Genomic DNA, 13,152 nt, shown 5'->3' on the forward strand with positions numbered 1-13,152 from the left:
TCATTTAAATTCCCTGTAAATGAAAATAAATGGATTTTGAAGTTAAGTTTGTTGACACAACAAATCTGATTTGTGCTACAATTTTCAAAAAAAGTAACACGGAATTGGATTGAAACGAAAAACTAGAGGGGGAACAACGTAAATGCGCGGATTTTCATGGGGGAAACGATCGGTTAGAGCGGGATTAGGCATTTTACTTATGTGTACAGTTGGGTTGTCGGGATGTACACAGGGGACATCCTCAACAGAGAGCGTCCATCAGGCGGCGACTTCTCTTCCAAAAGACGAATTGGTGCTGGCCGTTGGCACGGAACCGGAAGGCGGATTTGATCCCACTACGGGCTGGGGACAGTACGGCTCGCCGCTCTTTCAGAGCACTTTGCTGAAAAGGGATGCCAAGCTCCAACTGGTCAATGATCTGGCGACAGAGCATTCCGTCAGTGAAGATGGGCTGACTTGGACCGTCACACTTCGGGATGATGTAAAGTTCTCCGATGGTGAGCCACTGACGGCTGAAGATGTCAGGTTTACGTTTGAAACGGCTGCCAAGAGCGGTTCGGTCATCGATCTGACCAATATGGCTGATGTGGAAGCACCGGATACAACTACTGTCGTCTTTACATTGAAGTCGCCGCAGTCCACGTTTATCAGTCTTCTGACGACACTCGGTATTGTGCCTGAGCACGCCTATGGTCCTGATTATGCCGAGCATCCGGTTGGGTCTGGTCCATACAAGCTGGTGCAGTGGGATAAGGGGCAGCAGGCGATCGTCGAGGCTAACGAACAATATTACGGGAAAAAATCCACATTCCATAAACTTACATTTCTCTATCTGGATGAGGATGCAGCATTTGCGGCGGCGCAGGCCGGTACTGTCGATATCGCAGCTATCCCGGCGGCATTCAGCAAGCAGCAGGTAAGTGGCATGAAGCTTGAATCAGTGAAAACAGTGGATAACCGGGGCATCATGTTCCCGATGCAACCCGCAGGTGCGAAGTCTGGTGACGGCCTGCCGGCAGGCAATGATGTTACATCCGACATCTCCATTCGTAAAGCGGTAAATGTCGCGATTAATCGCACTGCATTGGTGGAGGGGGTACTGGAGGGGCGTGGTCGTCCGGCCTACTCGGTCAGCGACGATCTGCCGTGGAGTAATCCGGATTCTGTATTTGCAGATGCGAATCCGGATGAAGCGAAGCAGATTCTGGCTGATGGCGGCTGGGTGGACACAGATGGTGATGGAATTGTGGAAAAGAACGGCACGAAGGCTGAGTTCAATCTGCTTTATTTTGCAGGGGATCTAACTAGACAATCTCTGGCACTGGCTGCTGCGGATATGGTGGCCCAGGCAGGGATCAAGGTCAATGTAGAGGGGAAGAGCCGGGAAGAGACGAAAAAGCTGGCCTATACTAATGCCGTATTATTCGGGTGGGGCAGTCATGATCCGCTTGAGACATACAACCTCTACAGTAGTACCCATAAAGGGGAAGGTTACTACAACACTGGATTGTACAGCAATCCAGCTGTGGACCACTGGATGCAACAAGCTCTCCAAGCGACAACGGAAGAAGAGGCACTGCCCTTCTGGCAGAAAGCGGAGTGGGACGGATCGACAGGATTCAGCTACCAGGGCGATGCGCCATGGGCATGGCTGGTGAACATTGATCATCTGTATCTGGTGAAGAATGGTCTAAATATCGGTGAACAGCAGATCCATCCACATGGTCATGGGTGGCCGGTGACATCCAATCTGGAAGAATGGTCATGGGATGCAGAATCGAAATAGAAACGCTGCGGTAGCTTTAGCCTGAATTGGGGAGAGATTGGATGGAGGACAGGATGGGATGGGTCAGATTTGTCGGATTTAAAATGCTGCGGCTGTTATCTTTGCTGGCAGGAGTCAGCGTGGTGTCGTTTATATTAATGCAGTTCTCTCCGGTGGACCCGGTGGAGGCCTACATTGGTGGAGATATGATCAGGGTGAGCGCAGAACAGCGCAGTCTTATTGAGGATCGCTGGGGACTCAATGATTCACCCGTAGAACGGCTGCTTACTTGGGGGCAGGCACTAGTCCAAGGCGATCTGGGAACATCGATGATCTATAGGCAGCCGGTTGCGGACATCATCCAGGAACGATTCATGAATTCTGTCGCTCTTATGGCGGTGGCTTGGGCGTTATCCGGTCTGATTGGATTCGGTCTGGGTGTTGTTGCTGGCATGAAACGGGACTCGCGACTGGATCGTCTGATCTGTTGGTACTGTTACACACTGGCTTCCACTCCGGTATTCTGGATCGCGCTGTTACTGCTTATGGTATTCGGTGTATGGCTTGGCTGGCTGCCAATCGGACTTGGTGTACCTGCGGGTATGGCAGCAGATCAAGTGACATGGGGAGATCGGGCCATGCACATGATTCTGCCTGCGTTGACGTTGAGTCTGACGGGCGTAGCCGCTATTGCCTTACATACCCGGCAGAAGCTCGTGGATGTGCTGGACTCGGATTATATTCTTTTTGCGAGGGCACGAGGTGAGCGAGGTGTTCAACTGTTTCGTCGCCATGGGTTCAGGCATGTGGTACTGCCAGCTTTGACGCTGCAATTTGCTTCATTTAGTGAATTGTTCGGTGGAGCTGTGCTCGCGGAGCAAGTGTTTTCCTATCCCGGATTGGGTCAAGCAACGGTCCAGGCGGGATTGCGCGGTGATGTGCCGCTGCTGCTGGGACTTGTGCTGTGCAGTGCGATATTTGTGTTTACAGGCAATATGTTGGCCGATATTCTATACCGTATCATTGATCCGCGCATGAAGGAGGAGGCTATAGGATGAAACAGACATTGGAACGTCCCTCCCGGCCTGCAGTTCAGACTGCACAGCATCCGAAAGTTAACTCTCCCAAAAGTGAAGCGGGGAACAAGAGAAATTGGAGGCGAGTACATCCACGTACTCATGGTGGGAAAGGTTATTCAGGTGGCAGTAATCCTCGTTTCCGTAATCCGCGCAAATGGGCGATGATCTGGGGTGGCCTGGCTGTGATGTGGATTGCCATCGTGTGGCTGACAGGCAGACTGCTTCCGGCAGAATCGACGCTGACCTCCTTAATGGATCGGAATCTGGCTCCAGCCTGGGCACATCCTTTTGGTACGGATTGGCTGGGAAGAGATATGTTCATGCGCACATTAAAAGGTTTAGCAACGAGCATTCAAGTGGGGTTAATGGCGGCTTGTGGCGGCGGACTTATCGCGCTATTGCTGGGGCTCGCTGCTGCTTCAGGGAAGGCTGCGGACCGGGTCATTTCATGGATTATTGACCTCTTCCTGAGTGTTCCTCACTTGGTGTCGCTGGTAATGTTGGCTTTTGTGTTCGGTGGAGGTTTGCCTGGGGTGGCATTAGCGATTGCTCTGACCCATTGGCCGAATCTGGCCCGCATTGTACGGGCAGAGATGATTCAGCTGAGATCAGCAGAGTATATTCACATCTCACGCAGATTGGGTCATTCACGAATGCGTATTGCGGTGCGACACATGCTCCCCCATCTGATCCCGCAGCTGTTCGTGGGAGTGCTGCTGATCTTCCCTCATGCCATTCTGCATGAGGCAGCGATTACGTTTCTGGGGCTGGGGCTGTCGCCGCAGCAGCCAGCGATCGGTATTATTTTATCAGAGTCGATGAGATATTTATCTGCAGGAATGTGGTGGTTGGCTTTTTTCCCAGGTTTCGCATTGTTGTTGGTCGTTCGTGCATTTGATGTGTTGGGCAGTAGTCTGAAGACATTAACGGGAACTGGCAGTTCAAGGGAGGTGGTGTAGACAATGGCTCTTCTTGAAGTAGAGGGAGTGTCGGTTTCGTTCCGGCGTGCTCGAGGATGGTTTGGGCACGAGGAGACCCATGTTATTCAGGATCTGAATCTGACTGTGAATGAAGGGGAGATTGTCGCCGTCGTAGGGGCAAGTGGATCAGGCAAAAGTGTGCTGGCGCAGGCGATCATGGGCATTCTTCCTGCCAATGCGACGATAGAAGGTCGAATTAGCTATGCAGGCGAACCCTTGACCATGGACCGGCAGCTTCATCTGCGCGGCAATGAACTGGTGTACATTCCGCAATCGGTCAATTATTTGGACCCGTTGTTGAAGGTGGGCAGGCAGGTTCAACCTGTAAGCCAAAAGACAGGGCGCAAGCACGGATCGACGCTCCGATCCACGATGCACAAGGCAGAGCAGGAACTGACGGGACGTTATGGATTGCCACATGGCACGACGGGTAAATATCCGTTTGAACTGTCAGGTGGTATGGCTCGGCGGGTGTTGATGGCAACGGCCACCTCGGGCGATCCGAAACTCATTATTGCAGATGAGCCCACACCTGGCATCCATCCCGAAGTGCTGGCTGAAACGATGAAGCAATTTAGACAACTGGCCAATGAAGGCGTCGGCATCCTTTGGATTACCCATGATATTACGACTGCTTTGACGGCAGCAGACCGCATATCCGTATTTTACGCAGGCTCCAATGTGGAGACGGCACAGGCATGTGATTTTACAGGTAAGGGCGAAAAATTAAGACATCCATACACGAAGGCACTTTGGAATGCGTTGCCGCAAAATGAATTTCAACCTCTGTCTGGTACCCAGCCTGAAACAGGTCGGCAGCAGGTAGGCGGATGCTCATTTGCACCACGCTGCATTGGAGCAACCATGGTTTGCACGAGTGAACGTCCTGAGCTGCGCAAGTTCCGCGACGGGGAAGTGAGGTGCATTCATGCCACTTGAAGCTAGAAAGACAGGGTATCGCTATGGTAAGGACGCTTGGGTATTTCAGGATATAAGTATGGAAGTACAGCAGGGGGAAGTTGTTGGCTTGTGGGGGCCCAGTGGATGTGGAAAAACAAGTCTTGGGCGTATCCTTGCAGGGTATGTGGAACCGTTGGCAGGTCAAGTGCTGCTGGATGGGAAGCCGCTTCCCAAAGCCGGAGTCTGTCCGGTTCAGCTTGTATTCCAGCATCCGGAGAAAGCGGTGAATCCGCGGTGGCGGATGCGCCGTGTCTTGAAGGAAGCGGCAATCGAGGACCAGGAGCTGCTCAATGACTTGGGTATCCGGATGAATTGGCTGGATCGCAGGCCCGGTGAGTTGTCAGGCGGAGAATTGCAACGATTCTGCGTTGCACGTGCACTCGGCACAGCAACTCGCTACGTGATCGCTGATGAGATGACCACCATGCTGGATGCGATCACACAAGCCCAGATCTGGCATACGGTGATGAATATCGCGCGTCAGCGCAGCCTGGGATTGCTGATCATCAGCCATGATCGGGAGTTGCTGCACAGGTTATGCGATCGGATTGTGCAGATGCCAACTTCATAGTTTACGGCGTATAAACCGTTTTACAATTTAAAAGGGGCGTCCGAGTAGTTGATCATGAACATTAATCATGGATTTGACTACGGGGACACCCCTTTGCAATTATAACGAACTCAGTGCTTTAACGAGAAGCGTGCGCTATTAGATGGAATTCTACAGTTTTGATGTTGGAATGAATTGTAGACACCTTATATGCCCGTATTGTCTGTATTTTCACAGAATTTTGCTATGCATACGATAATAAAGGGGTTGAAGTTCGTTAGCCTTCCCGATTCACGCTAAACTTCCGAATAAGGTGTAATCGATTCGTAAGCGTCTTTAGTTTACTTTACCTACCGTGATTCACCTTATTGGTTCGACAGCCTGCCCACCAGCACAGACAATCTGCGCATGGCTTCTTCCACTGTTGAACGTGGGCAAGCCACATTCATGCGCATGAATCCTGTGCCTTCTGCTCCGAAGATACTTCCATCATTGAAGGCGAGTCCCGCTTCCTTGAGCAGCATCGTACACAGCTGCGCATGTGGAATATTCAACTTTCGGAAATCCATCCACAGCAGGTAAGTCGCTTCTGGAAATCGGATTCCGATTTGCGGCATATGATCTGCGACATACTCCTGCACGTATTCCATATTTCCGCGGATATAGGCAAGGCAGTCATCCAGCCATTCTTCAGCACCGTTGTAGGCCGCTTCGGCTGCAACTGCTCCCAACGTGCTGATGTTGGCAAGTCCCATCGTTTTCACGCCCTGCATGAATGATTCCCGCAGCTTGGCATTTGGTATGATGATATTGGAGGTGCAAAGACCTGGTATGTTGAACGTTTTGCTTGGTGCTGTACAGATAATGCTGAGATCAGCGACAGCTTCAGAAATCAGGGCCAACGGAGTATGCGCACCGCGTTGGTGGACCAGATCGGCATGAATCTCATCCGAAACGATAATTACATTATATTGCACGCAGAGTGCAGCAAGGCTTTGAAGTTCTTCACGAGTCCATACCCGCCCAACTGGGTTGTGAGGGCTGCACAGAATTAACATTTTGACCCGACCCGTCTTCAGGCAGGATTCCAGATGCTCCAGATCCATAGAATAATGTCCATCGTTCTCCACTAATGGATTGGTCATCAGTTCTCTGCCCTGACCACGTACCACATCATAGAAGGGTGCATACACTGGAGTCTGAATTACTACTGCATCTCCCGGTTCGGTGAACCGTTGTACAGCAATGCTGAGTGCAGGCACAATACCTGGGGTGAATACAACCCATTCATCGTGAATGCTCCAGTTGTGACGGCGCTCCATCCATCCCGATAGCGCGGCGTGATACGCATCTGTTCGCACCGTATAGCCAAAAACACCATGTTCCATTCGAGTTTTCAGCGCTTGAATGACCGACGGCGGAGCAGCGAAATCCATATCAGCAACCCACATGGGGAGCGCATCTGCGACGCCAAAAATCTCTTCAAGCGCATCCCATTTCTCTGATCCTGTAGAGAGCCGATTAATCGGCTCATCAAATGTATGATTCTTGTTCTTGCTCATTGCTTAAATCCTCCTTGATATCCGTTCCTTCGACTACAATCGACAGATTATTATCTAATAAATTCGGTGAATTCGCAACTTGTAACAGCGGATGGATTCCATTTGGTATGGGGCTGCATCCAGAAATTTATTCACGTAATAACAATGATTTGAGTGTGCGTATGGACAGTGAGGCAGTATCTACCCTATTTCCAAACTTCCAAACAGTAAAAGCCACCAGAGAAGGTCAGGATATGACCGATTCTACTGGTGGTTTTTTTGCTGATCCTGAATTCTTCTCGCACAGGCAGACATAGGTAGCAGGAGGAGGGATATTTATCCTTTATTTCATAAATGTGATCTTATGATGGCGTTACAGGTGCTCATTGAACCATCCAGCAATATGCTCCAGACGACGTACCCTTAAGTGCGGGTGACCTCCGCGAGACAACTCATGATTGGCCCCCGGGAAACGAACGAACCGAGTGGTCTGTCTGCGCCGCTTCAAAGCAACATACAATTGTTCAGCCTGTTCAATCGGACATCGTAGATCCTGCTCACCATGCAAAATCAGCAGCGGCGTGTTGATTTTACCCACGTATGCAAGCGGGGAGTGTTTCCATAACTTCTCGGTGTCATCCCATGCATTACCGCCAATCTGGTCTTCCGTGAAAAAGAATCCAATATCACTGACTCCGTAGAACGAGAGCCAGTTAGAGATGGAACGTTGAGTGACGGCTGCCTTGAAACGGTCGGTATGTCCAACAATCCAGTTGGTCATGAAGCCACCATAGCTGCCGCCAGTGACGCCCAGACGGGACTCGTCGATAAACGGATAACGGGACAACGCATAATCCATGGCTTCCATCAGATCACGATAATCCCCGCCGCCATAATCACCACGGCAGGCATTCACGAATTGCTGTCCATATCCGAGCCCGCCTCTTGGATTAATATATACAACAGCGTATCCCTGTGCTGCGAGGATCTGGAACTCATGCATAAACGTAAAGCCATACATCATATGTGGCCCGCCATGAATCTCAAGGATGGTTGGGACTTTAACTCCTTCCACCATGCCAGCCGGTTTCAGCATCCAGCCTTGCAGTCGCAGGCCATCAGAGGAATCGAACCAGAAGGTCTCGGGTGTGCTAAGTTGGATTTCTTCATCCAGCTGAGGATTGCTATGGGTCAATTGTATAGGCTCGGCCCCAACTTCATCAGGTTGAGTATATAGAAAGAGATCACCAGGACGAAGTACGTCTGCTACGCCTGCCACAATCTGTCCATTTTCCAGCTCAGCAAACTGATAGAACTCTTTTTCGTCCGGCAAGATGTATTCGGCATGACTGCCATCTCGTGCAAATCGGGCAATCCGAACGCTGCCTTCAATAGTAGCAAGACAGAGAATGGACGAACCATCACGACTGAATACCGGGCCCGTATTAGTCAGGTGTGAACGCATATCACCAACGAGGCTGTGATTGATCTGTACATCCCAATCCTTGCTCAGACATACGGGTTGACCGCCTGAGATCGGAAGGGTATAGAGCTTGACCAACGTTGCATTTCCATAGGAGCGGTCGCTGGCAAGCAGTGCAAGGGATTGTCCATCAGGTGCGTACGTGAGCCTTCCGAAAGAGTATCCTTCAGGGGTCAACTGCTGCACGTCAGATCCATCAGCCTTGGCACGATACACATGGTTCGTCAGGGTGTAATCGTTATGCTCCTCGCCCTCTTCCGGAAACTGAGCGATCCAGGCAATGGACTTTCCATCCGGCGACCAGTCATAGTCCCCAATATCATAATGGCCTGTAGTTACAGGGACCGTCTCTCCGCCTTCGACTGGAACACGGAAGAGATGGGTTCGTCGACCGTTCCACAGTCCACCGCTGTCAGATTTCATTCGAATTCGATCCACGACAAGTTCTTGCAGCAGTTTTTTATCTATGTCTTCAGTTTCATCTTCGTCTTTTTCGCTCATGTCCACAGAGGACTTAACAAGTAAGGTGAGCCCATCTGGTGACCAGAGCAGGGAACTGACACCATGCTTCAAATGACTGATTTGCTGTGCTTCACCACCGTCTGAGGCGATCAGCCACACTTGTGTTTTGCCTTCATGCTCTCGTAAAAAAGCAAGCTGTGAACCATCCGGCGACCAAGCAGGAGCGTGATCCTTATCTCCGGATGTGAAAGCTCTGTCCTTCTGGTTCTCCAGGTTAAGGAGCCTCAGGTGAGAAGAATAACCGTCTCGTGCTTCATTTGTTTTCCGGCTTACATATACCAATTGTCCGCCTTGAGGAGACGGGGTTGGATCATTAACCCATGTAATCTGAAAAAGATCTTCCGATGTTATGCCGCGCAGACTCTTCATTGTTTGTCCTCCCACCACGATTCAGATTGTTTTAATTTCCTAACCTTTCCATTTATATTAACGGAAAGCATGAGGCAGGACAACACGATTCTAACGAACGTATTCCTATTTCTTAACAATATCGCTTATGCCCGAAAGGAATTATTGGAAGCATGACGAATCCTAATGTTGAATAGTCATGAAATAGACGAAAAGCTGTCTGAAAATGATGTTTAATGTCAGTTGGATCTGTTTAATGAACAATGCTCTTTAGGTATATTTGGTAATCCAGCTCATTCAATGAGCTGTACCCCGTTTATATATATCATTTTTGTCTCAGTCACCATGAAGGAGGATCATCACTTTGTCCACATCCTATGATCAACAGCACGTGGAATACCCGAGCCGGAAACGCATGGCATGGCTTACAGTGGGGGCTGCACTTTTTGTAGCAGCCGGATTTTTTTTGATGTTTGATGATTCTTCAGCCAAGGGATCTGCCATTTCTTCCGTTATAGGCTTGTTCTCCATTTTATTTTTTGGGCTTTGTCTCTGCTACAGCCTGGTGAAGATGATTAAGAAGGAACCTTCCTTTGTTGTCGATGAGCATGGATTTGTGGATTCATCTTCTTACACATCAGGAGGGCTAATTGCCTGGAAAGATGTTGAGAATATTTTTATGTATGAATTCATGGGACAGAAGATGATTGGAGTTAAATTGTGGGACGAGAAAGCCTTTCTGGATCGTCAAAATGGGATGAAGCGCAAATTAATGACGGTAAACAGCAGCATGGTCGATGCTACGGTAAGCATTGCCCAGAACAGCCTAACGTTACCACTGGATCAGTTGTATATCATGATGGTGGAGCGTTGGAAGCGATCGAATGAAGGGGCGAGTGAAGGCAGTAACTTTGATCTGTTTAATAATGAATAGATAGGCAGAAGAGTATTCTCAGATTGGAGGAGTACAAATGCAACAAGGAAATCAGACGCGTACGATCCAGCTGCCCGATGGGACAACACTGCCTGCAATCGGACAGGGAACATGGTACATGGGTGAGAAACAATCCAGTCGAAGAGAAGAAGTTCAGGCACTGCGTTATGGCATTGAACGTGGAATGACAGTGATAGATACTGCTGAGATGTATGCTGAAGGCGGGGCAGAAGAAGTCACTGGTGAAGCGATAAAGGGCTGTCGCGATGATGTATTTCTGGTATCCAAGGTTTATCCTCATCATGCGGATCGTAAGCAGATGATTACCGCTTGTGAGCGCAGCCTTTCGCGTCTGGGGACAGATCGCTTGGATCTGTACTTGCTGCACTGGCGTGGAGATGTGCCGTTGGAAGAGACGGTTGAAGCTCTGGAACAGTTGAAACAATCAGGCAAAATTCTGCGCTGGGGTGTCTCGAATCTGGATACAGAGGACATGCAGGAGTTATGGAACATTCCAAGTGCCCAGCATTGTGCAGTGAATCAGGTGCTGTATCATGCTGCCTCTCGTGGTATAGAATACGAGCTTCTTCCCTGGTTGAGGGAACGCCGTATTCCTGTGATGGCATATTGTCCACTGGCCCAGGGAGGCAGGCTTCGTAAAGAATTGCTGGAGCATTCAGTCATCCGTGAGATTGCCAAAGATCACGGAGTCAGTCCTTCGCAAATTGCGTTATCCTGGGTTATCAGGGATGGAGACATACTGGCGATCCCGAAAGCCGTACAGCTGAATCATGTTGCAGAAAATGCTGCGGCGATGGACGTTATTTTGACCGAAGATGAAATTGTTCGTATGAATGAGGCATTCCCTGCGCCTAAGGGTAAAGTGCCTTTGGATATCGTATAGAAAACTTCTTGTCAGACCGATTACATCATACAATGAACGTAGTTGGGAGAATCAAAAGTAATAAGAGCAGATCTGCGGATCTGTTCTTTTTTTTGCATTTGAAGCTATTTTATACAAATGGGCTTTACAACAACAAATCACTAGTGTACTATGTAACTAACACACAGATACAGAGAGGAGCGAGGACATTGTGAGCATCGAATTTGACAACAACTTGCCAATCTACCTGCAGATTATGCAGTACATCAAAAGACAGATTGTGACCGGAACACTTAAGGCAGGCGATAAAATTCCTTCGGTTCGTGAGCTCGCGGCCGAATTACAGATCAATCCCAATACAGTACAGCGAACATTTCAGGAGTTGGAGCGGGAAGAAGTGGTTGAAACCAAGCGAGGTCTGGGCCGATACGTGACAAGTGAGGAGTCGAAAATTATGACGATCAAAAAAGAGATGGCTGGTGAATTGCTGGAGCGTTTTCTTACAGGAATGCAGGAGCTGGGCATCGAAGAACAGGATATTGTAAATATCGTGGCGGATGCCGTTGCAGAAGGAAAGCAATCATCGCATCGCGATGGAAGAGGAGGAACAGTGAATGAGTAATATTCTTGAGCTGAACCATGTAAGTAAAAAGTATGGCGGTAAAAAAGCTCTTCATGACATCACGCTGGATGTCGCACCAGGCCGAATTGTAGGTCTGCTGGGCAGTAACGGCAGCGGTAAAAGCACACTAATGAAGCTGGTTGCAGGACTGCTGCACCCCAGCAGTGGAGATGTTCTTGTCACAGGAAAAGCGGTTGGCTTGGAAACGAAGTCGCTGGTATCCTTTATGCCGGACCGCCCGTTGACTGAGAATTGGATGAAGGTACGGGACGCGATTGCGTATTACCGCGATTTCTACGCTGATTTTGATCAAGAAAAAGCGAGAGAGATGCTTGATTTCATGAAGCTTGGAGAGGGAGATAAGGTAAGACATCTGTCGAAAGGCATGAATGAACGACTGCAATTAACACTGGCTCTTTCCCGTAAAGCTCGTCTTTATCTGCTCGATGAACCGATTGGCGGGGTAGACCCGGTTGCACGTGGCAAAATTCTGGATGCGATTGTGAAGTTCTATGACGAAGACAGCAGTCTGATCATTTCTACGCATCTTGTAACAGACATTGAACGGATCTTTGACGAAGTCATCTTCATCCGTGAAGGTGAGATGGTGATGCGGGAAGAGGTCGAGACTCTGCGTCTCAAGTACGGTAAAAGTGTGGATGAGATGTTCAAGGAGGTTTATGCGGAATGATGACATTGCTGAAATATGACTTTAGAAGAAATTGGAATACGTTGCTGGCTGGATTGGCCGTATTGATTATTGTGCAAATTGGGCTGGCATTGTTCATGTCCGATATATCAGGCAGTGTTATCGGTATTATGGCATATGTCGGAGTAGGCGTATCTATATATGTGAAAATGATTAAAACATACTGGTCCAATATCCGCTCGTACAATCGCCGACTTTTGCCAGTAACAGGACTGTCTCATGTCTTATCCCCGATCATATTCGGAACGCTCTGCGGGCTGGGTTTACTGGTTGTTGCCACCATTCACTATTTTATTTTCAGTGCAACGCATACAGGGATTAACTTTGCCGACTACATTAACGATTCGGGTATTCATGTTTCGGAGATTGTTTCCTTGCTGCTGTTTTCCTGGTGGGTGGCTTTGTTCATGACCATTATCATCTTCCTCTCCATCTCCATTGGAGGCAGCTTCCGCTTTAAAACAGGACCGTGGATTAGTATCGTCGCTTTTTTCGTGTTAACCAACCTTATTAGCTGGCTGGAGAATATCATTTTCTCGGGCCGCTTTAACCCGAATGAGTTGTTTCAAATCACAGAAGGAAATACAGGGATCTCCGTTACGTCCAATCGAATCATGTGGTCAGATGGAACGTGGGCAAGTATCATCTTTGAAATCATCGTTGCTGTGATTTTGGTTGGTGTTGCAGTGTATCTGAATAATAAAAAAGTTGAAGTCTAAGATCAGATTCTGTCAGCTGCAGTTTAGCTGGCAGATTTTTTTATTTGAAGCAATTCC

At 49.0% G+C, this 13,152-nt stretch carries 12 protein-coding genes; 10 read left to right on the forward strand and 2 right to left on the reverse strand.

The features are described 5' to 3' along the window. Nucleotides 1-142: 142 nt before the first annotated feature. From RS891_RS05695 to RS891_RS05715, 5 genes are all read left to right on the forward strand, one after another. Complete coding sequence (locus RS891_RS05695) at nt 143-1,786, forward strand: ABC transporter substrate-binding protein (protein WP_315794731.1); 1,644 nt, start codon at nt 143-145, stop codon at nt 1,784-1,786. 41 nt (nt 1,787-1,827) lie between these two features. Continuing rightward, nucleotides 1,828-2,823, forward strand: a complete 996-nt coding sequence (locus tag RS891_RS05700) for an ABC transporter permease (protein ID WP_315794732.1) — start codon at nt 1,828-1,830, stop codon at nt 2,821-2,823. 182 nt (nt 2,824-3,005) lie between these two features. After that, nucleotides 3,006-3,803 carry an ABC transporter permease gene (locus tag RS891_RS05705; protein WP_397386938.1) on the forward strand — a complete coding sequence of 266 codons (798 nt, stop codon included), beginning with the start codon at nt 3,006-3,008 and terminating at the stop codon, nt 3,801-3,803. Nucleotides 3,804-3,806: 3 nt separating this feature from the next. Continuing rightward, nucleotides 3,807-4,763: an oligopeptide/dipeptide ABC transporter ATP-binding protein gene (locus tag RS891_RS05710; protein WP_315794733.1), complete on the forward strand. Its 957-nt coding sequence runs from the start codon at nt 3,807-3,809 to the stop codon at nt 4,761-4,763. Further along, nucleotides 4,753-5,355, forward strand: a complete 603-nt coding sequence (locus RS891_RS05715; RefSeq protein WP_315794734.1) for an ABC transporter ATP-binding protein — start codon at nt 4,753-4,755, stop codon at nt 5,353-5,355. Before RS891_RS05710 ends, RS891_RS05715 begins: the two co-directional genes overlap by 11 nt. A 344-nt stretch (nt 5,356-5,699) precedes the next feature. Here the strand turns inward: RS891_RS05715 and RS891_RS05720 are convergent, their stop codons facing one another. Both RS891_RS05720 and RS891_RS05725 read right to left on the reverse strand, forming a co-directional pair. Further along, nucleotides 5,700-6,896 (reverse strand): MalY/PatB family protein, encoded by a 1,197-nt coding sequence (locus tag RS891_RS05720; RefSeq protein ID WP_315794735.1) that lies wholly within the window; start codon nt 6,894-6,896, stop codon nt 5,700-5,702. Between the two features lie 352 nt (nt 6,897-7,248). Further along, a complete protein-coding gene (locus RS891_RS05725; protein WP_315794736.1) occupies nt 7,249-9,249 on the reverse strand; it encodes a S9 family peptidase in 2,001 nt (666 codons plus the stop codon). Between the two features lie 343 nt (nt 9,250-9,592). Between RS891_RS05725 and RS891_RS05730 the strand changes: the two genes are divergently transcribed. From RS891_RS05730 to RS891_RS05750, 5 genes are all read left to right on the forward strand, one after another. Continuing rightward, a complete protein-coding gene (locus RS891_RS05730) occupies nt 9,593-10,162 on the forward strand; it encodes an STM3941 family protein (protein ID WP_315794737.1) in 570 nt (189 codons plus the stop codon). Between the two features lie 37 nt (nt 10,163-10,199). Next, nucleotides 10,200-11,066 carry an aldo/keto reductase gene (locus RS891_RS05735; RefSeq protein WP_315794738.1) on the forward strand — a complete coding sequence of 289 codons (867 nt, stop codon included), beginning with the start codon at nt 10,200-10,202 and terminating at the stop codon, nt 11,064-11,066. Between the two features lie 190 nt (nt 11,067-11,256). Next, entirely contained in the window at nt 11,257-11,667 is a 411-nt protein-coding gene (locus RS891_RS05740) for a GntR family transcriptional regulator (RefSeq protein ID WP_113054124.1), read from the forward strand. Then, nucleotides 11,660-12,358, forward strand: coding sequence for an ABC transporter ATP-binding protein (locus RS891_RS05745; RefSeq protein WP_315794739.1), 699 nt, complete (start codon nt 11,660-11,662; stop codon nt 12,356-12,358). The genes RS891_RS05740 and RS891_RS05745 overlap by 8 nt, the downstream gene beginning before the upstream one ends. Then, complete coding sequence (locus RS891_RS05750) at nt 12,355-13,095, forward strand: hypothetical protein (RefSeq protein ID WP_113054126.1); 741 nt, start codon at nt 12,355-12,357, stop codon at nt 13,093-13,095. Before RS891_RS05745 ends, RS891_RS05750 begins: the two co-directional genes overlap by 4 nt. Nucleotides 13,096-13,152: the final 57 nt, after the last annotated feature.

Origin of the sequence: Paenibacillus sp. BIC5C1 (assembly GCF_032399705.1) — a bacterium.
GTDB classification, from domain to species: domain Bacteria; phylum Bacillota; class Bacilli; order Paenibacillales; family Paenibacillaceae; genus Paenibacillus; species Paenibacillus taichungensis_A.